14 protein-coding genes and 1 pseudogene are annotated in these 23957 nt (G+C 62.6%); 6 read left to right on the top strand and 9 right to left on the bottom strand.

Translation table 11 applies throughout. The features are described from left to right. Positions 1-78: 78 nt before the first annotated feature. From DOCECA_RS14070 to pvdM, 5 genes are all read right to left on the bottom strand, one after another. Positions 79-4209 carry an amino acid adenylation domain-containing protein gene (locus DOCECA_RS14070; RefSeq protein ID WP_445570701.1) on the bottom strand — a complete coding sequence of 1377 codons (4131 nt, stop codon included), beginning with the start codon at positions 4207-4209 and terminating at the stop codon, positions 79-81. Positions 4210-4248: 39 nt separating this feature from the next. Next, on the bottom strand, positions 4249-5907 hold the full coding sequence (locus DOCECA_RS14065) for a cyclic peptide export ABC transporter (protein WP_420767847.1): 1659 nt from the start codon (positions 5905-5907) through the stop codon (positions 4249-4251). A gap of 328 nt (positions 5908-6235) precedes the next feature. Continuing rightward, positions 6236-7111, bottom strand: a complete 876-nt coding sequence (gene pvdO, locus DOCECA_RS14060; protein ID WP_434606943.1) for a dihydropyoverdine dehydrogenase — start codon at positions 7109-7111, stop codon at positions 6236-6238. Between the two features lie 20 nt (positions 7112-7131). Beyond that, entirely contained in the window at positions 7132-8412 is a 1281-nt protein-coding gene (gene pvdN, locus DOCECA_RS14055; protein WP_445570700.1) for a pyoverdine-tailoring periplasmic protein PvdN, read from the bottom strand. Beyond that, the gene (pvdM, locus tag DOCECA_RS14050; RefSeq protein ID WP_445570699.1) at positions 8409-9779 is read right to left on the bottom strand and encodes a pyoverdine-tailoring dipeptidase-like protein PvdM; all 1371 of its coding nucleotides are present in this window, start codon (positions 9777-9779) and stop codon (positions 8409-8411) included. The genes pvdN and pvdM overlap by 4 nt, the downstream gene beginning before the upstream one ends. Before the next feature lie 255 nt (positions 9780-10034). Between pvdM and pvdP the strand changes: the two genes are divergently transcribed. Further along, positions 10035-11651 carry a pyoverdine maturation tyrosinase PvdP gene (gene pvdP / locus DOCECA_RS14045; RefSeq protein ID WP_445570698.1) on the top strand — a complete coding sequence of 539 codons (1617 nt, stop codon included), beginning with the start codon at positions 10035-10037 and terminating at the stop codon, positions 11649-11651. Between the two features lie 92 nt (positions 11652-11743). Here the strand turns inward: pvdP and DOCECA_RS14040 are convergent. Continuing rightward, positions 11744-11896, bottom strand: a pseudogene (locus tag DOCECA_RS14040) (RND transporter); the annotation flags it as partial. Positions 11897-12117: 221 nt separating this feature from the next. On the opposite strand from DOCECA_RS14040, the gene DOCECA_RS14035 reads away from it, so the two are divergent. Further along, positions 12118-12525, top strand: a complete 408-nt coding sequence (locus DOCECA_RS14035) for a DUF6088 family protein (RefSeq protein ID WP_445570697.1) — start codon at positions 12118-12120, stop codon at positions 12523-12525. Continuing rightward, positions 12506-13468, top strand: a complete 963-nt coding sequence (locus DOCECA_RS14030; RefSeq protein ID WP_445570696.1) for a nucleotidyl transferase AbiEii/AbiGii toxin family protein — start codon at positions 12506-12508, stop codon at positions 13466-13468. The genes DOCECA_RS14035 and DOCECA_RS14030 overlap by 20 nt, the downstream gene beginning before the upstream one ends. Here DOCECA_RS14030 and DOCECA_RS14025 read toward each other — a convergent pair. From DOCECA_RS14025 to DOCECA_RS14015, 3 genes are read right to left on the bottom strand one after another with little or no spacing between them, the layout of a single operon-like run. Then, on the bottom strand, positions 13451-14914 hold the full coding sequence (locus tag DOCECA_RS14025; protein WP_445570695.1) for an efflux transporter outer membrane subunit: 1464 nt from the start codon (positions 14912-14914) through the stop codon (positions 13451-13453). The genes DOCECA_RS14030 and DOCECA_RS14025 overlap by 18 nt on opposite strands. 10 nt (positions 14915-14924) lie before the next feature. Next, positions 14925-16886 (bottom strand): MacB family efflux pump subunit, encoded by a 1962-nt coding sequence (locus DOCECA_RS14020; RefSeq protein ID WP_434648422.1) that lies wholly within the window; start codon positions 16884-16886, stop codon positions 14925-14927. Beyond that, entirely contained in the window at positions 16887-18035 is a 1149-nt protein-coding gene (locus tag DOCECA_RS14015) for an efflux RND transporter periplasmic adaptor subunit (protein WP_445570694.1), read from the bottom strand. It abuts the gene before it with no gap. A 435-nt stretch (positions 18036-18470) separates the two neighbouring features. Between DOCECA_RS14015 and DOCECA_RS14010 the strand changes: the two genes are divergently transcribed. From DOCECA_RS14010 to DOCECA_RS14000, 3 genes are all read left to right on the top strand, one after another. Then, a complete protein-coding gene (locus DOCECA_RS14010) occupies positions 18471-18953 on the top strand; it encodes a sigma-70 family RNA polymerase sigma factor (protein ID WP_420767837.1) in 483 nt (160 codons plus the stop codon). Between the two features lie 145 nt (positions 18954-19098). Further along, on the top strand, positions 19099-20433 hold the full coding sequence (locus DOCECA_RS14005) for a lysine N(6)-hydroxylase/L-ornithine N(5)-oxygenase family protein (protein WP_445570693.1): 1335 nt from the start codon (positions 19099-19101) through the stop codon (positions 20431-20433). A gap of 187 nt (positions 20434-20620) precedes the next feature. Then, positions 20621-23893: a transporter substrate-binding domain-containing protein gene (locus tag DOCECA_RS14000; protein ID WP_445570692.1), complete on the top strand. Its 3273-nt coding sequence runs from the start codon at positions 20621-20623 to the stop codon at positions 23891-23893. The last annotated feature ends 64 nt before the right edge of the window (positions 23894-23957 follow it).

Below are 23957 nucleotides of genomic sequence, written 5' to 3'. Positions count from 1 at the left end.
GAGTTCCTGAACTGAAAAGCGGCGTCTGCTGCGCAGCCGAGCGGGAGCAAGCTCCCTCGCCACAGGTTCATTTTTTGCTCAAGAAAGCTTCTCTACCGTACTGGCCAGAAAAACCTCGACCAGCTCCCCAAGCAACCCCTCATCAAAAATCATGCTGCGATGACCCAGCGGAGAATGCACCGAACACCGCAACGCCCCCGTCAAGCTATGCTCTCGAACCAGTGCCTCGCAAAAAGCCAGCTCTTGCGGGGTTTTCTCCGCCTGTGTCCACCAGCAGCTCGGTCGAACCCTCACAGGCTTGAAAGTGAATCCCTCAAACGCCTCCAGCAACCGATCATGCACCGAGAACGCTTGGGCATTCATGACCTCTTCCTTGACGCTCTGCACGATCGAAAGCAAGTCGCCTCGCTCAGGCTCGATCTGTCCGGCTGCCCACTCATGGAACGCCTTGACCGAACTGTCCGGTCGCTCCCGTCGATAAGCCGCCGTGCGCTCCGTCAGCGAAGGGAACAGCAAGTCGAAGTATTCAATTGCTTCAAGTAGATCCTGGGAGGCCGCATCGTCTTTTTCATTACCCGCCAGATGCCGATGGCGCGGTAGCCCTGAGGGATACAGGTGTTCTGGAATCGTGCTGTCCACCAACCCGAGGAAATCAACCGTGTGCCCCTGGCTTTCCAGCATCGCCGCGATGTCGAACGCGATCGCGCCGCCGAGGGACCAGCCCATCAAGTAATACGGACCTTCAGGTTGGGCCCTGACGATTTCCTTGCCGTAGTCGGCAATCATCTCCTGCCAGGCCTCGGGGCCTGCATGGGGTTCGCTGAAGCCGCGGTGCATGATGCCGACAGTGCGCGCCCGGTTTTGCAGTCTGCGCGCCAGCGGTTGGTAGCAGAACACGATGCCGCCGCTGGGGTGCAGGCAAAACAGCTGCGGTGCGCTGGCGGGCGCGTTATTCAGGGCAACGAGGCATTGCGTCTGTTCACGGTGTTTCTGTGAGATGAACAGGGCCAACTCGGCGATGGTCGGGTTGGCCAGCAACTCTTGCAGACGCACGGTGATGTTCAGGTTCGCCTTGAGCTTGGCGATCAGCTCGATCGCCAGGATCGAATGCCCGCCCAGTTCAAAGAAACTGTCGCTGATACCCACGCGCTCGGCTTTGAGGGACTGCCGCCAGAGTTGCGCCAACGCCTGCTCCAACGGCGTGCGGGGCGCCACGTGGTTCGAATGCCGAAGCGTGAGGTCGGGTTCGGGCAAGGCCTTGCGGTCGAGCTTGCCGTTGGCGTTGAGCGGCAGGTGATCGATGAACAACAGATGGCTGGGCACCATGTAATCCGGCAGATGCGCCTTGAGCGCGATCAGCAGGTTATCCCGCAGTTCGACCGTGGCCGGTTGTGTCGGGATGACGTAAGCGATCATTTGCAGGCCTCCCGGGCCGTCGTGGGTCAGCACCACGCCCTCGCGCACGCCCGGCAGTACTTGCAGGCGCGCCTGGATCTCGCCCAGTTCAATGCGGAAGCCGCGGATCTTGACCTGGTGATCCAGGCGCCCGATGTATTCAATGCTGCCGTCGCTGAGGTAGCGGGCCAGGTCCCCGGTGCGGTACAGGCGTCCACCTGGCGATGGGTCGAACGGGTCGGGAATGAAACGGCTGGCGGTGAGGTCGGCACGCTGGTGATAACCACGGGCCAGGCCGGCGCGACCAATATACAGCTCACCGCTGCACCCCTTGGGCACCGGGTTCAGGTGCGCATCGAGCAGATACCAGGACAGGTCGACGATGGGCTCGCCGATGGGGCTCGCGGCCTCGCCGTGCAAGTCCGCCATCGACAGTGGTCGCCAGGTGACATGAACGGTGGTTTCGGTGATGCCATACATGTTGATCAATTGTGGCGCCTGATCGCCGAAACGTTCGAACCAAGGACGCAGACTGTGCACATCAACTGCTTCGCCGCCGAAAATCACCTGCCGCAACCGGTGGCTGAGGGGCTGTCCAGGCTCAGATGCAACTCGCAGCAACGACTTGAACGCCGAAGGCGTCTGGTTGAGCACCGTGACCTTTTCCTGGCAGAGCAGGGCGTAGAAATCCTCGGGCGACCGGCTCACGGCGTGGGACACGATGATCAGCCGCCCCCCGTGCAGCAGCGCGCCGAAAATCTCCCACACGGAAAAATCGAAGGCATAGGAATGAAACAGGCACCATACGTCCCGGTGGTCGAAACCGAACCACTGTTCAGTGGCCTGGAACAGGCGGTTGACGTTGTGGTGCGCGAGCAGCGCGCCTTTGGGCTTGCCGGTCGAACCGGAGGTGTAGATCACGTACGCCAGGTTGTCCGGATCCATTGGCACATCGGGATTGTGCTCAGGCCAGGCGTTGTCGGCATCGCTCGTATCCAACAGCAGGCAGTCGATGTCGGCCGGCAACGCCAGCGATTCAAGCAGATGGGCCTGAGTCAGGATCTGCCTGACGCCGCTGTCCTGGATCATGTAGGTCAGTCGGTCGGCCGGGTAGGCCGGGTCCAGCGGCACGTAGGCGCCACCGGCCTTGAGAATCGCCAGCAGGCCGATGATCATTTGCGGTGTCCGCTCGACGGCGATGCCCACCAGCACATCGGGGCCGACGCCTTGCTCGATCAATCGATGGGCCAATCGGTTAGCGTGGCGGTTAAGCTCGGCATAGCTCATGTGCTGCCCGTCGAACGTTAGCGCTATCGCCTCACCTGTGTTGGCGGCATGGGTTTCGATCATGCGATGCAGGCATTCTTCGCTATGCAGCCGGGTGGGTTGGCGGTTCCAGTCGTCCAGGGTCAGCCGCCGTTCTTCGGCGCTCAATAATTGCAATTCGCCGAGGGCGCGTTCGGGCGTCTCGATCAGCCCCCGCAACAGGTTCTGCCAATGCTCGGCCATGCGCTCGATGGTGTCCGCGCGGTACAGGTCACGGCTGTACTCGAACGTCGCGAGTATCTGCTGCTGTGAATAGTCGACATCCAGTGACACATCGAACTTGGCCTGGCCTTCACCGGTGTCGAGGAACTCCAGCGTCAGTAGATCCAGGCTTGGCAGCGATGCCGTCTGTGACCCGGTGCGCCAGTTGAACAGGACCTTGAACAACGGGTTGGCGCCCAATTGATCCTGGATCAGTTCGAGCGGGTAATCGGCATGCTCCAGCGCGGCGAGGGATTGGCCGCGCAGCGCTCGTAGGTAATCCAATGCGCTGCGGCTCGAGTCGATCCGCGCCCGGTACACCTGGCTGCTGACGAAAAATCCCACCAACGCCTGGCTTTCATGGCTGTTGCGATTGGCGTTGGGGACACCGACGGCAAAATCGTCCTGGCGGCTGTAGCGGGCCAGCAGCAATTGCCACGCACCCAGCGCCACCACGAACGGCGTGAGCCCCTGGCGTTGGCAAAAAGCGTCCAGCGCTCGCGCCAACGACGGCGCCAGCGATACGTGCACGCGACCGGCCCCGTGTTGTTGGCTTGTGTTGCGTGGAAAGTCCTGGGGCAACTCCAGGGTGGCCAAGTCGCGGCCCAGGTACTCGCTCCAGTATTCGCCACTGCGCAGGCGGGCAGCGCTTTGCAGATAGTCGCCGCGCTGGTGGATCGCGTAATCGGCGTATTGCATCGGTAACGGTGGCAGCGCAGACGAATCACCCAGCACCGCCCGGCGGTACGCCTGGGTCATGTCCTGCATGAGGATGGTATTGGACCACGCATCGGAAACGATGTGATGCATGTTGAGCAGCAGCACATGTTCGGCACGGCTCAATCTCAGCAACGTGGCCCGTATCAGCGGCGCCTGGGTGAGATCGAACGGTTGCCGGGCGTGTTGCTCGATGCGCTGCGAAAGTGCCGGCTGGCCGAGCCCGGCAAGGTCTTCGCGATGCAGGGTCAGGCAGGCGCTGCGCTCGATTACCTGAGTGGCGGCGCCGTCGATTTCAATGAACGCGGTGCGCAGGATGTCGTGTCGGTCAATGACGCGGTTCAGGGCGTCTTCCAAGGCATCGGCGTTCAGTTCGCCGCTCAGGCGCAAGGCCCGTGGCAGGTTGTAGGCCGAACGGGTCGGGTCCCGCTGCTGCTCCAGCCACAAGCGTTGCTGGGCGAAAGACAGGGGCGCGCGATCCAGCCTGCCGCGGCTGGCCAGGGCGTGCCTGTCATCGGCGACCTCATCGAGCAACAGCGCCAACAGATCATCATCTAGCAGTTCGTTCATGGTGTTCTCGCGGTAAAACAGCATTGGCGTCGGGCAGGCTCAGGCAAAGGCTGCCGGGACCTTCTCACTCACCACCCGGCCGGCCTGCATTCGCACCAGTTGATCGGCGATGTCGAAGTAACGATCGTCGTGGGAAATGACGATGATGGTTTTGCCCAGGGCCTTCAGCTCCGGCAGCAGTTCGGTGTAGAACACGCGCCGGAACACCGGGTCCTGGTCGGCGGCCCATTCGTCGAAGACCAGCACGGGACGTTCTTCCAGCCAGGCATTGAGCAGGGCCAGGCGCTTGCGCTGCCCGGTGGAAAGATCGGTGGTGCTGAAAGCGCCGTCGCGAATGCTGACTTTATGGGCGATCTCCAGGCGATCCAGGTAGCGGTTGGCATCCCCGGGTACGTTTTGATCGCCCTGCACCAGTTCATCGAACAAGTAATAGTCGGCGAAGATGGTGGTGAAAAGCTGGCGATAATCGTCACGTCGCGCCGCCGATACCGGCTCGCCATCCAGGAGAATTTCGCCGCCCTGGGGCGCATAAAGGCCCAGCAGCAATTTGATCAGCGTGGTCTTGCCGCCGCCGTTCTCACCGACGATAAACACAATGTCGCCCTGGGCGATGGTCAGGTTGACCGGTCCAAGGGCGAAGGGCTGGGTGCCGTCGACCGCGGGGAAGGCATAATGCACGTCACGCAATTCGAGCCGCTGAATTGTCGGCTTGGGGGCGCTTTTGTCGTTGAGCAGCAGGTGCGGTTCCGGCGAGGAAAACTGCTCGGCCAATTCCGCAATGCGCTTGAAGGCGATGTTGGCGCGGCTGATCACCGGCAACGTCATCACCAGGTATTCCAACGGCCCCTTCATGTACAGCAACACCAGCACGAAACCGCTGAGCACCGCTTTGTCGGTGCCCAGCCACAGCGATTGCAGCGCCAGGACCAAGCCGATGACCACGAAAAAAAGCATCGAGCCGAAGGTCTTGGCGACCACGAAGGTATTGACCGCGCGGATGTTGGTGTCGCAGATCTGCTCGGCGGTGGCTTCGATGCGCTGGCTGAACATGCGCTGGCGGCGCGGGCGATGGATGCGCAGTTCCTTGGCGCCCGCGGCGATGGCGCTGTAATGCTTTTGCAGGGCGTCTTCGGCCTCGCGGGCGGCTTCGAAACCACGAATGCCACGAGCGCGCGCCACGTACTGGATGACCGTGCCGATTACCAGCGCCACCAACAGCAGCGCAAACATCGGCAACGACAGGTAGGCCAGGTAGCCCAGGCAACCGAGGGTGACGGTAAAGGCAATCGCCAGCGGTGCGAAGGAAAACGCGAAGTTGCTGACCATGTTGACGTCGTGGGTCAGGATCGGGATCAGCCGATGACTGCGGAACCGCTCGATCTGCTCGATGGGCGCCAGCAGGACTTTCTGGCCGAGAGATTTGCGCAGGCTGGCGATGATGTTCTGGCCGACGTGGTTGGTGCCGATGTCCGACAGGATCGAGGTCAGCAGCGCTGCCACGCACAGGCCGGCGAAGGTCGCCAACACTTGGGGGGTGGGCCCCGTATCGGCGTTCAAGGCCCCGTTGATGGTTGCCAGCAGGGCCGTGATGCTCAAGCCACCCAGCATGCCCAGGAGAATGGAGCCTGCGACAATCAGCCGGAAGGGTTTGAGCAGAATGAACAGCTCAGCGATCACCCCGCGTTTTGGTTGGCTCATGAGGTTTCCCTGCTAGATGAAAAAAAGGCAAAGGCCATCGCGGGCTTTCACCGCAAGGGCTGGAGGACAGCGGCACGCCGGTTGGGGCGCGCCCACCTATGGAACGATTGGAGGGGAAGGGGATTTAACATGGAACCATCTAACCCACATCATTTGTGGCGAGGGGATTTATCCCCGCTGGGCTGCAAAGCAGCCCCAATGGAATCGCCGCGTTATCTCTGGCTGATCGGTGTTGCCTGCTTGGGGGCCGCTTCGCGACCCAGCGGGGATAAATCCCCTCGCCACAGAGCCACCATGTCCAAAGAGGTATTTGGGTGGACCTGTTGAGCTACATATCCCGGGCGACCCGAAACCCCAGCCAGTCACCGCGGGCATCGGAAAACACCGCATTGCGATTGCCCGAACGGGAAAAAACCGGCGCTTCGCCCCAGTCGTTGCCGCGGATGCGTCGCACCTTGCAGTTGCCCATCAGCGCGGCGCTGCCGTCGCTCGGCGCATCGGTGTAGTTTTCGTTGAAACAATCGGCGGTCCATTCGTAGACGTTACCGTGCATGTCGTACACGCCAAAGGCGTTGGGCGCGAAGCTGCCCGCCGGCGCTGTGAAGTTGAAGCCGTCGGCGGCGCCATAGGTATTGGCGTGCTGGGCGATGCTGTAGTCCTTGCCTTCGTCGAACGGGAAGGGGAATGGGCCGGTGCTGCCACCACGTGCGGCGTATTCGCGCAGGGATTCGCTGACGAGTCGGTACGGCTTACCGGTCTTCTTCGAAAGCCACGCCACGTAGGCAGTAGCCTCTTGGAGGTTCATGCACACCGCCGGGTGCCGGTCGGTGTATTGCTTGCGCGGGTCGCTGCCCTGGTAGTCCGGCACGCCGGCCTGGCACGCGCGGCCGGGGCGCTTGTCGCCGTCGGGCATCACGTAGCCGGTATCGCGCAGGTAGGCGAACCATTCACCCTTGAGCACCTGGAAACGGCTGATCGCAACGGGCCTGGCGAACGTCACCGGGTGCAGCGGGCCTTCGTCGGGCTCGCGGCCCACTTCGTCTTCCGGGGTGCCCATCTGGAAGGTGCCGGTGGGCAGCACGACCATTTCCGGGCAGTCCTTGCAGTCGCGAAACACCTGGCCCGGTTGCGAGGCCTGGGCATCGGAGGGCAGCAGGGCGGCGAGGGCCAACGCCGGGAGTGTCTTCAATAAAAAGCGGTTCATCGATTGCTCTCGATCAGTCATCAGAGTGTTTTGCCCAACAGCGCCAGGAAGCGATCAATCTCGGCTTCGGTGTTGAGCAGCCCCGGCGCGGTGCGGATCACCGGTCCGGCATCGCGGTGCACGGCATCGGCGACCACACGGTTTTGCATCAGGTAGGCGGCGATCTCGTCGCTCTTGCGATCCTTGACCCGGAAGAAGGTGAAGCCGGCGGACAGTTCTGGGCTCAGCGGCGTCACCAGCTCGATCTGCGGCAACGCGAGCAGGTGTTTTTTCAGGTAAGTGTTGAGCGCGCGGATACGCGCCTGCACCTCGGCCTTGCCCAGTTGCAGGTGCAGCTTGAACGCTTCGTCCGCCGCCCAGCGATGCTCGAAGGCGTGGTAGCCGCCCGGGGTCATGGTGGTGGAAAACGCCGTGGCTTCGGAGAAGGTCGGGATGATCGGCGTGACGTACCTGACCTCTTCGCTGCGGCTGCACACCACGCCGGTGCCCCGTGGGCCGAACATCCACTTGTGGGTGCCGGCGATGAAAAAGTCGCAATTCATCGCCGGGAAACTCAAATCCTCGACGCCGAAACCGTGCACGCCGTCCACCACGTACACGATGCGCTGTTCATCGCTGCGGCCCTGGTTGTGCTTGTCCACCAGGGCGCCGATCTTGCCGATGGGCAGCTTGACGCCGCTGCCTGAGTGCACCCAGGTCATGCCCAGCACGCGGGTTTCGGGACGGATGTTGCGGTCGATGGCCGTGAGGATTTGCGCCTCGCTGACGCCATGGGCGTTCTCGAACAGCTTGATCTTGCGCACCCGTGTTCCGTCCCGTTGCTTGCGCAGATCGAGAATGGTGTGGGTGGCGTAGTGTTCGTGGGCGGTGGTGAGGATTTCCTGGTCGGGCCGGACATGGACCCCGCCGTAAATCATCGCCAGGCCTTCGGTGGTGCTGCCGGTGAGGGCGATCTGCTTCGGGTTCGCTTGCAGGTAGCGACCGGCCCAGGTCCGCACGTTTTCTTCGCACGCTTCGGTGACGCCCAAGTCCCAGTCCATCAACAGCCCGGGGTTTTTATCCAGGGCGGCGCGGTGCCGCTCGATGGCCTCGCGCACCGGGCGCGGGTGGGTGGTGACCAGGAAATTGGAGAAGTGCAGGTAGTTCGGGTCCTGGTTGAACAGCGAGCGCAGCTGTGCCCATTTGTCCCGGGACAGCGGCGGCGGAGAGTCGGCCGCGGCACTCGAAGGCAGGTTTGCGGCCAATGGCAGGCCGGCGGCGACAATCCCGGCGTGCTTGAGGAAGGCGCGGCGCTCGATCATGGCTGAGCGGCCTTCTGCGCCGAGGCGATGGCAGGGCGGGCGGCCTTCTGCACCTGATCCCAGACCCGCAGGAAATTGCCGCCCCACAGCTTGGCGATGTCGGCTTCGGAGTAACCGCGGGTCAGCAGTTCGGCGGTGACGTTGCGGATGTCGCTGACGTTCTGCCAGCCTTTCACGCCGCCACCTTCGTTGAAGTCCGAACTGATGCCGACGTGGTCGATGCCGATCTTGCGCACGGCATAGTCGATGGCATCGCCCAGGTCCTTGAGGCTGGCCTTGGGTTCCTCGTCGAGAATGCCGTAGAGCTGGCCGGCGTATTCGCCGAACTTCTGTTCCGGCCATGCGGCGATGATCGGGTCGCCGGGCATCAAGGCCATCGCCAGGTTGGGCAGTGGCGGCAGGTCGAAGCGCTCGCGCAGGGCATTGAGTTTGTCCTGGGTTTTTTGCGTCAGCGGGCGCAGGTACTGGGAAAAACCAACGATCTGCACGACGCCGCCGCTGGCCTTGATCAGCTGCATTTCCTTGTCGCTGAGGTTACGCGGGATGTCCACCATCGCCCGTGGCGCGGAGTGGGACGCCACCAGCGGCGTGCGGCTCAGTTGCGCGACTTGCTCCAAAGCCTGGGTCGACATCTGCGACACATCGATGATCACGCCCAGGTCGTTCAGTCGTGTCACTGCTTGCTTGCCGATGTCCGATAGGCCGCCGAGGGCGTCGGGCGAGTCGTTGAAGAACGGCAGCGGGCGCGAGGAGTCGGCCCAGTCGTTGTTGCCGATGTAGCTGAAGCCGAACATACGCATGCCCCGCGCCGTCCACAGGTCCAGCAGGTTCAGATCGTGGCCCAGGGGATACGCGTTGAGCATGCTGATGAAAATCGCAAACTTGCCTTCGCCATGCAGGCGCCGGAAATCGTCCGGGGTGTAGGCGATGGCGACCTGGTTGGGAAAGTCCCGGACCATGCCGGTGATGATCTTGTAGCGCACCTCTTGCTGGTTGCGCGCTTCCTCGACGAACCCGGCGGTGGGCTTGTGTGGCGCGTTGGGCCCGTTCCACAGTTCGGGCCAGCCGAAGATCGTCAGCGCGGCGCCGGAGAGGCGGCCGCGATTGGCTTTCACCAGGTCGAACTGGCCCTCGCCGTCCTTGTCCGCTTCGTTGCCGGCGGTGCCGAAATCCAGCGGCACGGTGATGTGGCTGTCGAAGGACAGCAGGCGTTCGTGCAGCTCGCGCGCTTCTTTCATCACCTTGACCGAGTAGCCGGGGTTGTCCCGCCACCAATGGTCCCAGGCCGCGACGCCAGCCCCGACGACCAGCGCCAGGGCCAGGGGCACGCCGGTGAAAAGAGCCTTTTTCGAACGTGGTGTTGTCATTGCCGATCTCAGTCTGGTTCGCCTTGGAAGGACAGGCGCGGGGGCCTTTGCTATCTGGGGGGAACGAGTGATCGGGCAGGAAATTTAGATGTTCTCAGCGCCGCCATCGCGAGCAAGCTCGCTCGCACATTTGGAATGCGATCCCTGTGGGAGCGAGCTTGCTCGCGATGAGGCCCTTACAGCCTCTATAAATTTGTCAGGCCGCCCATCGTTCTAGCTTGGATAAAGCCCACCAGGGCGAATACAGGTAAGGCAATGACGATTTCTCGACGATGGTTCATGGCAGGCCTGGCGCTGACCGGTGCCGCCGTGCCTGCGGTGTATTACGGGCATCGCGAACTGACCCGGCCGGACCCGACCATCACACCCGGCGAAGCTTCCTTCGATGTGGCGGACGTCGCCGGACAGCGGCGGGCGAACACGTTGCGGGGAATCTGGACGATCCGTTTCAGCGGGCGCGATGCCGGCCTCGACGGCTTGCCGGGCGACAATCTGGAGATGTTTCTCGACATCGCCCACAAGGGCCGTGGCCTGGTGGGTTACCTCGACACCGCCGAACGGCTGCGCGGTGGAGATGAGCCGCGTTATCGGGTGCTGGGCGACCTGGCCGGCAGCGACCCGAAGCAATTGAGCTGGCGATTGATCGGTGCCGGGCATGGCACGCCAGACTACGAATTCATCATGACCCTGGACGAAGTCTGGGCCGGTTTCGGCAACGCCGGCACGGCCACCCTCAGCGGCCGGGTGTTGCGGTTGGATCGCCCGTTGGCGTTGCCGGAGCTCGACAATCAGTTCGTCGCCGTCAAACAGCGGTTCCCCGAAGCCCGGGAACGTACGCCGCTGAGCCTGAAGTTGCTGGACTGGCTGGTGTCGCCCGAGCACCGGCTGTTCCATCAACTCTGGCATGCCACGCGAGACAAATGGCACACCCTCGACGAAGACAAGCGCGACGCCCTGCGTGGCATCGGCTGGCAACCCGGGCCGCGGGACAACGAACGTGATGCTCGCGGGCCGCGCAAAGATCGCAACGGCTCGGGCGTGGATTTCTTCTTCATGCACCGGCATATGCTCGGCACGGCGCGTTCTTTCCAGCCGTTGCCGTCATGGCCACGTTTTCCATTGCCGCAACCCGAGTTGGAGCGTGATCGCCTGGGCTTTGCCCGGTATTTCGACAACGTCGACGGGACGGCACTGCCACCAACGTGGCTCGCCCGTGGTGACGAGCAATACGCCCAATGGGTCAGCGACATCAAGACCGCCGAGACCTATCACAGCAATTTCCAGGTCTGGGAATCCCGTTACCGCGACCCGCGGTATTTATCCAAACTGACCCTGGGCCAGTTCGGTTCGGAAGTGGAATTGGGGCTGCATGACTGGCTGCATATGCGCTGGGCCTCGGTGCCGCGAGATCCGTCTAACGGCCATCCGGTGCCATTCGCCCGTGATCAGGCCGACTTCGCCCAGCGCTGGTTCGAACCGGAAAACGACTTTTTAGGCGATCCGTTTTCCTCCCATGTAAACCCGGTGTTCTGGGCCTTTCACGGCTGGATCGACGATCGCCTCGAAGACTGGTTTCGCGCCCACGAACGTTTTCATCCGGGAGAAGTGAGCCGGCTCGAAGTCAACGGCGTGCCCTGGTTCGCCCCGGGCCGCTGGGTCGAAATCGCCGACCCCTGGCTCGGCCCGGACACCCATGGCTGCAGCACCACGCCGGGGCTGCAGGTCGGGCGCTCGGTGGAGATGGATCCGGAAACCATGAAGTTGGCGTTGCGTATTACGTTTGGCAGTGATGACGACAAGCTGGCGCGACTGTTTCGCCGCGTACCGCAGAGGCCTTGGTATGCACGCAATCTCAAGGTCAAGGTGGTGTGAGCCCAGGCTCGAACCGACCGAACCTGGGGCCGTGTGCAATGACTGCTTATGTGGCGAGGGAGCTTGCTCCCTCGCCACGATGGTGCTCCTCTTCAGATTTGCTTCACCCGCCAACCCCCACCCAACGCCTTGTACAACGTCACGCTCGCCTGCACCCGCGCCAGTCGCAACTGCACGTTCATGTCCTGGGCGGCGAAGAGGGTACGTTGGGTTTCCAGCACGGTGAGCATGTCTTCGGCGCCGGCCTAGTGACGCCCTGCGCCATTGCCTACAGCTACGCCAGAATCTGCCGGCTTGTGCGTCTCGGATCTCGTCGGTAGGTTGAGCTTTATCGCTGCTCATCGCATTGGCCTGTATTTCCATGCTGATCTATACTGAGCATGCATGAGCATGGTTTGTATTAAAAAATAGTTATAAAACAGTGGCTTGTGTGTTTTTTAGACGCAGGTGCTGTTTGAGGTGAGAAATGATTGTCGAGGAGCGTATCAAGAGATCAATCGCCTTGCGAAAGGACGACGTGTTTCTGCGCTCTGAATTTTCCAAGTTCGGCAGCTCCGCACAGGTATCCCGAGCATTGCGTCATCTTGTAGCTAGCGGTGTGTTGGTCAGACTTGGCGTTGGCGTCTTCGCAAAGGCTAAAACCAGTGTGCTCACCGGTAAGCCAATCCCGATACGTCCGCTTGAAGTTCTGGCTCCTCTGGCCCTGCAAAAACTTGGCGTTAAGATCACGGCGGGGCGCGCGTTGCGTGAATACAATGCCAGCGACAGTTTGCAGCTACCCGCCGGCATTGTTTTTGATACAGGCTCACGCCGTATCAACCGAAAGCTCGGCTTTGGTGGGCGCTACGTAATCTATGAAAACCATCACGCCTGAGCAGGTTGAGTTGATTGATGCGGTACTGGCTGAGGTCGACGTCGGTTTTCTGACCGCCAGCATCCTGGAAAAAGACATCCATGTAACCGATGCCTTGCAGCATCTGATTGGAATGCAGTTCCCGGGCATTCGATTAGTGTTTTGTGGCGGGACGAGCCTGTCCAAGGCCTATCGATTGATCGAGCGTATGTCAGAAGATGTCGACTTGAAGATCGTATGGGATGAGTCGAACACCTTCAGTGCTTCGGCTAAAAAGCGACACCTCAGCCAATTTAAGGCTGAGATCGCCCAAGTCCTCGCTAGGCTTGGTTTCGAAGAAACTGTGGATGCGCGTATTGCCCGGAATGAAAACCGATATTTCTCCAGTCGTTGGCAATATGCCCCCCAATACCCGCACGACGTGAGTTTGCGACCTTATCTGAGCCTCGAATTGACCGTACGAACTCCCGAGTTCGAAGTGACTCTGCGACCGCTGGAAAACTTGGTGGATAGACTTGCCGCAAGGCCTGGGTACATGGGGAGTATCCTCTGTGTCGCGGTCGAGGAAACGCTTGCAGAAAAAGTAATTTCATTCCTTCGGCGTTATGCCCAACACCAGGCCGGGGCTATGCTTCAGCCGTGGGACGAGGCATTGGTGCGTCATATCTACGATGTTTATTGCATCAGCCGTGACGATCCGGCAGTCAGCAAACGAGCCGCCAGCGGTTTCAAAACGCTGGTTGAATTCGACGCCGCTGAGTTTGGTCGACAGTTTCCTCCGTTCGCTGCCAATCCAGGAAACGTCATGCAGAGAGCCTTGGATCAAACAAGCTCGGACGCGGCGATTCGTGGCCAATATGACGCGAGGCTGATGCCGCTGATTTTTGGTTCCGTCCGCCCAAGTTTCGATGAAGCTTTTACAGTGTTTCGAGAGCACGCCGAGGCGTTAATTCGGACGCTTTGAGTTCCTGGTCAAAGTCGTTGGCCCGCTGCTTTGGATGTCATTTGGCTTCATCTTCATCCCCCGCCAACCCCCACCCAACGCCTTGTACAACGCCACGCTCGCCTGCACCCGCGCCAGTCGCAACTGCACGTTCATGTCCTGGGCGGCGAAGAGGGTACGTTGGGTTTCCAGTACCGTGAGTAAATCTTCAGCGCCGGCCTGGTAGCGGCGTTGGGCAATGTCGAAGGCGGTCTGGGCCTGGTGCAGTTCTTCGCTTTGCCATTGCCGTTGGCGGTCCAGGCCGTGGATGCCGTTCAGGGCTTTTTCGACGTCGGCGAAGCCGTTGATGATGGCGGCGCGGTAGGCCTCCAGCAGTTCTTCCTGGCGCGCGGTAGCCCGGGCTCGCTCAGCCTTCAGGCGACCATTGTTGAAGATTGGCGCGGCCAGCCCGGCGCCGAGGTTGTAGACGTTGTTGCGCAGCAACTGGTCGGCGATGTCGGCGCCGGTGGCCAGGCTCAGGCCGAGGGTGGCGGAGGGCAGCATGGCGGCGCGGGCGACAGTGATGTCGGCCTGGGCGGCGGCAAGGCGCGCTTCGGCGGCGGCGATGTCGGGGCGGCGCAGCAGCAGGTCGCTGGGCACGCCGGCATCGATGGCGGGCCAGCGAAATGCGTCGAATGGTTCATCGTCGAGTTGCAGCGATTGCACCGGTTCGCCCAACAATGCCGCGAGGGTGATCAACGCCTCGCGGGCCTGTTGCTGCACTTGCGGCAGGCGGCGTTCCTGGGCCGCCACCAGGCTCTTCTGTTGAGACAGTTCCAGGGCCGTGGCGCTGCCCGCGTCGTAGCGAGTCTGCACCAGGTCCAGCACATTGCGGGCGTTGCCCAGGTTCAATTTGGCGATGCGCTGTTGCTCGCGCAGGGACAACGCCTGGGTGTAGCTGTTGGCGACGCCGCTGAGCAGGGTCAGCTCCACGGTCGCGCGGTCGGATTGGCTGGCCGACAGCGTGCTCAGCGCACTGTCCCGGGCCGCCCGTTTACCGCCCCAGAAATCCAGCTCATAAGTGGCGCTGAGGTTGGCGTCGTAGTAATCGATGGTGCGGTTGTCCCGATCCACGTCTAGCTGGCTATAGCCCTGGCCCCGCAGCAATTCCTGGCGATTGCCGTTGAGCCCGGCGGTGATTTCCGGCAGCAACGGCGCGCCGGCGATCACCGCGCTGGCCTGGGCCTGGCGAACCCGAGCCATCGCGGCGGCCAGGTCGTGGCTGTCCCGACGCGCCTGTTCGATCAAGCGGTTCAATGACGGGCTGCCGAACTGCGTCCACCATTGTTGGTTATCCGCTCGGACACCGGGCGTATCGAGGCTCTGCCAGGCTGCGGGCGGTTGGATGCCGCTGTCCGGTGCCGACACCGGCGTGGCGCAGGCCACCAGCATCAGGCTGGCGGCCAGGAGAGTCAGGTGCGCTTTCATAAGGAGGGGTTCATTCACTGGTGAGGGCCGCGACCGGGTCGAGGCGGGCGGCCTTGCGGGCGGGCATGAAACCGAAGACGACGCCGGTGACCAGGGCGCAGCCGAAGGCGCCGAACACCGCCAGCCATTCGAAGGCCACGGCGATCTTGCCCAGCAGCAGGCCGCCGCCCACCAGCAGGGCCAGGCCGATACCGGCCAGCCCGCCGACCACCGAGAGCATCACCGCTTCGGTGAGAAACTGGCGCAGGATGTCCCGCTGGCGGGCGCCGGTGGCCATGCGGATGCCGATCTCCCGGGTCCGTTCGCGCACGGTCATGAGCATGATGTTCATCACGCCAATGCCACCCACCAACAGCGAAATCGCCGCAATGGCCCCAAGCATCAAAGACAGCGTGCCTTGGGTGCGAGCTTCGGCCTGGATCATCGCGGCGTTGTTGGTCAGCTCGAAATCCCGCTTGCCGTCGTGCAGGCGCGACAGGGTACGGGAGACCGCCTGCTCGGCCTCCTTGACCTTGCCCGCATCCCGGGCGGCGATCACCACGTATTCGGGATGACGGGTGCCGAACAGCCGAACGCTGGCGGCGGAATAAGGGATGGCGATGCGATTGTCGGCATCCGAATCCCCGGAGCTGGCGCCTTTTTCCGCGAGTACGCCGACCACCTGGAACGGCACGTTCTCGATCAGGATGTAACGGCCGATGGGGTCGGCGACGTCCTTGAGCAGTTTTTGCCGGACCTTGTGGCCGATCACCGCCACTGCCGCGGCGCCTCGTTCATCGGCGTCGCTAAAGTAGGCGCCCTCGGCCACTGGCCAATTGAAGATGATCGGGAAGTGGGTGTCGTTGCCGCCCACGTAGCTGGTGTGGTCGAGGTTGCCGAACCGCACGCTGGCGTTCTTGCCGTTGACCGGCATGATGCGTTGCACTTCGGGCAGGGCAGCGAGGGCGGCAATGTCCTGTTCGCTGATGATGCCCTTGGCGGCGCGCGGGTTGGGGGCCGTGCCGTTGAGGTAGATGATGTTCGAGCCGAAGGCGCCCATCTGGGCCATGACCTGGCGCTTGCTGCCTTCGCCCACGGCCAGCATGACCACCACCGAGGCCACGCCGATGACGATGCCGAGTAGGGTCAGGGCGGTGCGAAAGCGATTGATCCACATCACCCGCCACGCGGCCTGCACCGCGTCCACCAGCTCGCCTTTCCAGGCGCCGTTGTGTTCGCTGCCGGCACTCAGGCGTTGGCGCAGGTCCACGGCGTGCAAGGCGTTCGGATTGGCCTGCGGTGCGGCCGTAGCGGTGTCGCTGATGATCAAACCGTCGCGGATCTCGATGATGCGCTTGGCCCGGGCCGCCACTTCACGGTCGTGGGTGATCAGGATCACCACGTGCCCCTGGCTCGCCAGTTCGTCGAGCAACGCCATCACCTCAATCCCGCTCTGGCTGTCGAGGGCGCCGGTGGGCTCGTCGGCGAGGATGATGTGGCCGCCGTTCATCAAGGCCCGGGCAATCGACACTCGTTGCTGCTGCCCGCCGGAGAGTTGATGGGGGCGGTTGCCGGTGCGGCTGGCCAGGCCGAGGCGGTCGAGCAGGGCGCTGGCCCGGGCGTGGCGCTCGGCGGCGGAGGTGCCGGCATAGATTGCGGGCATCTCGACGTTTTCCTGGGCGGTGCCGGAAGCAATCAAATGGTAGCCCTGGAACACGAAGCCAAATGCTTCGCGCCGCAGCCAGGCCAGTTCGTCGCTGCCCAGGCCGGCGACGTCTTCGCCGGCGAAGCGGTACTCGCCACTGGTAGGACGGTCGAGGCAGCCGAGGATGTTCATCAAGGTCGATTTGCCGGAGCCGGACGCCCCGACAATCGCCAGGAACTCACCGGCATGAATGGACAGGTCGATGCCGCGCAGCACTTCCACCCGGGGGCTGTCGCCGCCGCCATAGGCCTTGCGAATGTCCCGCAGTTCGATCAGGGGCGTGTCCACTCAGCCTCCGCTTGCGCTGGATGGGCCGATCAGCACGCGCTCGCCTTCGCTCAAGCCGTCGAGGACCTGGGTGCGCAGGCGATCGCTGACGCCGGTACGGACGGTGCGCGGCTGGACATCACCATTGTCGGCGAGCACGCGTACCTGGTCGGCCTCTTGCAAGGCGGCGATGGGCACGGTCAGCACGTCCTTGGCCTGGGCGGCGACAAAAAACACTTGTGCGGTCATGTCGGCCATCAAGGCGCGGTCGGCGTTGTCCACGTCGAGTAGCACGGTATAGAGCACCACCCGCTCGCTGCCGCTGCGGCCGCCAGTGGGGCTGCCGCCCTGGCTGGCTTCCAATGGGCGCGGCGGCACGGGAAGGATCTGGCGAACGGTGCTGCTCCAGCGGCGACTGCCGCCGGCCAGGGTGGTGAAGTACGCGGTCATGCCCGGCTTGACGTGGCCGATGTCGGCTTCCGAGACTTCGGCCCAGACCGTCATCGGCGACAACCGGGCGATGCGCAGGATCAACGGCGTCTGCTGCTGGGCGTTGAGGGTCTGACCTTCCCGGGCGCCGACCGCGACCACGGTGCCGCCCATGGGCGCATAAATGCGCGTATAGCCCAGTTCCGCCTCGTCGCTACGCAGGCTGGCCTGGGCCTGGCGGATCTGGGCCTGCAACATGTCGATGCGCGCCTGGGTCGCGCGCACCTCGGCCTGGGCAGTCTGCACATCTTCTTCGCGGGTGGCGCCGCCGGCCTTGAGCTGTTGCTGGCGACGGAATTTCTGCTGCGCCAGGTCGTGCTGGGCGCGCTGTTCCTGAAGCTGGGCCTTGAGGTTCTCGATGGAAAATCGCCCGGCGTCGAGCCTGGCTTTTTGCGTGGAGGGGTCGATTTCCACCAGTAGCTGGCCTTCAGTCACTTCGTCGCCGGCTTCGACGTGGATCTTCTGGATCTGCCCGGACGCCTGGGCGCCGACGTCCACGTAGCGCCGGGGCTGCAAGGTGCCCAGGGCCGTTACGCTGTTTTCGATGTCGCCACGGGTGACCGGGACGGTGTCGAGCGGCGCGCGGTCCGGCACAACCACTTGCCACGCAGCGAAAGCCACGGCCGGAAGCAGGGCGAAGGTGAGAAGCCAGGCGCGTCGGGTAGGGCGGGGACGTTTCATGCAGGGTTCCGGCCGGTGATATCGGGCCCATCGCACGGAAGGCCGGGACGGGTGGCTGTTCTGGTAAACGAGCGTTGTGGGCGGGAATTTAACGAGGGGAACACCTGGTAGCGCTTGAACGACACCCACCCCGTGGCGAGGGAGCTTGCTCCCGCTGGGCCGCGAAGCGGCCAAAAACCTGAGTTCTCCCCCTGAAATGTGTCGCCTGCCCTGGGCCTGCTGCTCAGGCCAGCGGGAGCAAGCTCCCTCGCCACAAATGCAGGTTCCGATGCCCGATGACCTGAACGATTGAGCCCCGATACAAACCAAAGCTTTAAATCTATATGAGAATTACTATAAATTACGCAATTGAATCTGCCACCATCGTGCCATGTCCGTTTCAGGCATGCCGGGGGGGCACAGGGATAGCTGTCGCAGTCATTGCGCACGGGAGTCATGTTGGAAAACTACTATCGCGAACTGGTGTGTTTCCTGAACGCCAGGCTAGGCAACCGCCAGGCGGCCGAAGACGTGGTGCATGACGCTTATGTGCGGGTGCTGGAGCGCGCCAGCGATACGCCCATCGAGCAACCCCGTGCGTTCCTTTATCGCACCGCGTTGAACCTGGTGATCGACGGGCATCGGCGCAACACCTTGCGCCAGGTCGAGTCCCTCGATGTCCTGGACAGTGAAGAACGCTTCTTCACGCCATCGCCCCACACCAGCCTCGACCATGGCCAGCGCCTGGACATGCTGCAACGCGCCCTGGCCGAGCTGCCACCGATGTGCCGCGAGAGCTTTCTGCTGCGCAAGCTCGAAGGCCTGTCCCACCCGCAAATCGCCGAGCGCCTGGGCATTTCCAGGGCGTTGGTGGAGAAACACATCGTCAACGCCATGAAGCATTGCCGCGTTCGTGTGCGGCAGTGGGACGCGACCTGATTCGTCCCTCGCCGGTCGCACGGCGGTAAATTTTTTTTCATTGTCCTCGTTCCACTCAACAGACGACTCGCCGGCGCTTGAAATGCCGGCCGGTTCCCCAGGCTTTCCGCGCCCTGTTGAGGGACTTTTCCAGAGGACACTGGACATGACACAGGCAATTGCATCGCCCATCGTTCACGACTTGATCGGCATTGGCTTCGGCCCTTCGAACCTGGCGCTGGCCATCGCGCTACAGGAACGAGGGCCGGTCCAGGGTGAACTGGACGTGCTGTTCCTCGACAAACAGGCCGATTATCGTTGGCACGGCAACACCCTGGTGACCCAGAGCGAACTGCAGATTTCCTTCCTCAAGGACCTGGTGACCCTGCGCAATCCCACCAGCCCGTACTCGTTCGTCAACTACCTCAAGCACCACGGCCGCCTGGTGGATTTCATCAACCTCGGCACCTTCTATCCGTGCCGCATGGAGTTCAACGACTACCTGCGCTGGGTGGCCGGGCACTTCACCGAGCAGAGCCGCTATGGCGAAGAAGTGCTGCGCATCGAGCCGGTGCTGCGTGACCAGCAGGTCGAAGCACTGCGGGTAATTTCCCGCGGTGCCCAGGGCGAAGAGCTGGTCCGCGCCACGCGCTCTTTGGTGGTCAGTGCCGGTGGCACGCCGCGCATCCCCGATGCGTTCAAGTCGTTCAAGAACGACGCCCGGGTATTTCATCATTCGCAGTACCTGGCGCGCATGGCGAACCAGGCCTGCGTGAGCGGTCAGCCGATGAAGGTCGCCATCATCGGCGGCGGACAGAGCGCGGCGGAGGCTTTCATCGACCTCAACGACAGCTTCCCGTCGGTGCAGGTCGACATGATTCTGCGGGGCTCGGCCCTCAAGCCGGCGGATGACAGCCCGTTCGTCAACGAAGTGTTCTCGCCGGAGTTCACCGACCTGGTGTTCCAGCAACCCCACAGCGAGCGCGAGCGCCTGGTCAACGAGTACCACAACACCAACTATTCGGTGGTGGACATCGATTTGATCGAACGCATCTACGGGATTTTTTACCGCCAGAAAGTCTCTGGCATCGCCCGTCATGCGTTCCGCACCCTCACCACCATTGAGAAAGCCACGGCCACCGACGCGGGCGTGGAGCTGGCGGTGCGCAACAACGCCACCGGCGAGCTGACGGTACGCTGCTATGACGCGGTGGTGCTCGCCACCGGCTACGAACGCCAGATGCATCGCACCTTGCTGGAGCCGCTGGCGCAATACCTGGGGGATTTCGAGGTGGATCGTAACTACAAGCTGATCACCGATGAGCGCTGCAAGGCCGCGATCTATATGCAGGGCTTCTGCCAGGCCAGCCATGGCCTGAGCGACACATTGCTTTCGATCCTGCCGGTGCGCGCCGATGAGATCGCCGGCTCGCTCTATGAGCACGCAAGGCATCGTGGCCAGGGGCATTCGGTGCGAGACCTGAAGCTGGCCACGGCTTAAGTCTCACCGAGCTTGCACATTCCTCAGGAAATTCTTGAGAAACTTCCTACACTCATCTTACGTCCCTCTCGGTAGCCCCGGGAGGAACGTAAACGGTTCGCTGTTCCCTCGCATTGGCAGTCCGAACCGATCAGCCGGTCGCTGAAGTAGCGTTCCGGGCCGATTTCGCCAAGCGAAACCTGATCGAATGATCCTGTTGCTGCGCACGGGCCTGGCGGCGATATGGCTGGGTCTATCCTGTATGGCGCCACAGGTGGGCGCTAAACCCGAGTCGCTGCAGGTGCTCGGACGATCCACTGTGAGCGATTATTCGGTGAGCCTGGACGAAGCCGACTGGGCCTGGCTGCGGCGCAAGGGCACGTTGCTGCTGGGCACCTCGGCACCGGATTATCCGCCGTTCAGCATCACCGGCAATGGCAACGATTACGAAGGCTTGACCGCTGACTACGCCCGGTTGATGGGGCAGTTGTTGCACGTCGAGGTGCGGGTGCAGCGGTACGCCTCGCGGGATGCATCGCTCCAGGCCCTGCGCAGCGGGGAAATCGATATGCTCGGCACCGCCAATGGCTTCGAGGCCAGCGATCCGGGGCTGGCGATGTCCCAGGCCTATGCCGATGACATTCCTACGCTGGTGGCCAGGGTCGATGCCGGCGAGGAACTGCCCGCGGACCTGGCGGGCAAACGGGTGGCGATGCTGTATCACTACTTGCCCCCGGATAAGGTCGAGGCTTTTTATCCCGACGCCACTTTGCAGTTGTTTCCCTCGACCTTGAGCGCCATCGGCGCCGTGGCGTTCGGCCAGGCCGACGTCTACCTGGGGGATTCGATCAGCGCCCACTACCTGATCAGCAAGAACTACCTGAACAATGTCCAGTTGGTGGATCTTTCCCGCATGGAAGTGCAACCGTTCGCCTTCGCGGTCAGTCGTGGCAACAAGCAGCTGTTGCGCATCGTCAATGCCGCGTTACAGGCCATCCCCATCGGCGAATGCATGGGCATCCTGCGGCGTTGGAATGCCGGCGGGGCAAGCGTGCCGGGCCAGCAGGCGTTGCATTTCAGTGTGAATGAACAGCGCTGGCTCGATGCCCATCCGCGAATCAAGGTGGCTGTCAGCGAAAATTTCCTGCCGTTGACGTTTTTCGATGAGCACGGCCAACTCCGCGGCATCGGGGCCGATGTGCTGGCCAGGATCAGCTTGCGCACCGGCCTGAAATTCGACATCCAGCATGGCGATTCGGTGGATGACCTGGTCGGCAGGATCACCAGCGGCAAGGCCGACGTTCTGGCAACCGCGATTCCCAGCGCGGAACTCGAAGATGAGTTGCGCTTTACCCGTCCGTACCTGACGAACCCCTTCGTGCTGGTGGTGCCGGTCAAGGCGAATGACTCGCTGACGATGGATCGGATGGCCGGCAAACGGCTGGCGCTGGTGCGCGGGAACATGCTGCGCGAATACCTGCTGGAGCAGTTTCCCACGGTGCAGTTGGTGCCGGCGCAGAACCTGGCCGAGGCCATGTCCATGGTCGCCACAGGCGCGGCGGACGGCGCGATCAGTTCGCTGATCAGCGCTCGCTACATGATCTCTCGCCAGTACCGCGAGAAGCTGAAAGTCACCAGCACCGTCGGCACGGTGCCCGCCCGCGTCGCGCTGGCGACCAGTCATGACGCAGCGCAGCTCTATTCGATCCTGGACAAGGGGCTGCTGAGTATTTCCCCCGAGGAAATGGATGAGCTGACCAACCGTTGGCGCAGTGAAGTGGTAATCGATGACAGCTACTGGCTGCGCCATCGCACCGCGATTGTCCAGGGTTTCGCCATCGCCGCCTTGCTGTTGCTGCTGGCATTGGGCTGGGTTGTCTACCTGCGGCGCCTGCTCGAGCAATTGCGCGTGGCCAAGGCGAGCGCCGATGATGCCAACCGGGCCAAGACCACGTTCCTGGCGACCATGAGCCACGAAATCCGCACGCCGATGAACGCCGTGATCGGCATGCTGGAAATGGCGCTGAAAAAAGCCGAGCAAGGCGTCATGGACCGGGCCGCCCTTGAAGTCGCGTCGAGCGCCGCCCAAGGCTTGTTGGATTTGATCGGCGACATTCTCGACATCGCCCGCATCGAATCGGGGCGGCTGTCGCTGACACCTGAGCGCGCCAACCTGCGCACGATGGTCGAGGCCGTGGCGAGGATGTTCGAGGGCCTGGCCCGGCAAAAACAATTGAACCTGCGACTGGATGTGGACGCGGCGAGCAATCAGGACGTATTGATCGACCCGATGCGCTTCAAGCAGGTGCTCTCGAACTTGCTGAGCAATGCCATCAAATTCACCGAGCAGGGCCACGTGCGCCTGGTGCTGCGAGCCGAACCGGGAAAGGGAGGGCAGCGCCTGGCCATCCGTCTGCGGGTCGAAGACACCGGCCGCGGAATTTCAGTCCACGACCAGCAACGCTTGTTCAGCCCCTTCGCTCAAGTCGGCGACAGCACCCAGGCGGCGCGCAGCGGTTCGGGGTTGGGGCTGGTCATCAGCCGCACCTTATGCGGCATGATGGGCGGCACATTGCTGCTCGATAGCGTGCCAGGACAAGGTACGCAGGTCGAGATCCGCCTGGAGTTGCCATTGCTTGAAACGGTGGGCGAAGCGCCGGTGGTGCAGACCGAGCCGGTGATGCCCGCACGGCCGTTGAACATCCTGGTGGTCGATGATTACCCGGCCAACCGGTTGTTGCTGGTCCAGCAAATAAACTACCTGGGCCACCGGCTGCGGGAGGCCGAAGACGGTGCCGAGGGGTTGCGGGCGTGGCGCGCCGGGCAGTTCGACGCCGTCATCACCGATTGCAACATGCCGCGGATGAGCGGTTATGAATTGGCCCGCGCCATTCGCGACGACGAGCGGGACCGAGGCCTGGCGCCGACCACGATTCTCGGCTTCACGGCCAATGCCCAGCCCGAGGAAAAGGCCCGTTGCCTTGCGGCGGGAATGGACGATTGTCTGTTCAAACCCATCGGCTTGAACCAATTGAACGCGCGTCTGGCATCGGTCGTGCCCAACGGTGCGGTGGAACCGCGTGTTGCTGACGCAGACTTCGACCTGACCAGCCTGGAACAACTGACTGGCGGCGACTGGGTTTCCACCCAGGGCCTGTTGCTGGAACTGATCGACAGCAATGGACAGGACAAGGCGCGGTTGCAGACATTGTTTTCGCGCCATGACGTGTCCGGGCTGTCCGATCTGGCGCATCGGATCAAGGGCGGGGCCAGGTTGATCCAGGCACAGCGCTTGATTGCCGCTTGCGAAATACTGGAAAACGCCTGCCGCGCGGGCGAAACGTCATCGCTCGCTGCTGCGGCGGATGAGTTGCACGAGGCGATGGAGCACCTGACTGGGCGGCTCCAGGCTTACATGACAAGCAAGCCCGTTGCGCAAGGCAACGCCGGCGCCATCGACCCTACGCGCGACCGGCATTGATAGAAAACGCACACTGCCGCAGGTCGACAGGCGATTTTTCTTCCTGTTTTTGAGATTTGTCCTA

The sequence above is a fragment of the Pseudomonas sp. E102 genome (assembly GCF_052660185.1).
The sequence above is the reverse complement of the archived record's forward strand: the minus strand, read 5'-3'. Positions and strand labels throughout refer to the sequence as shown.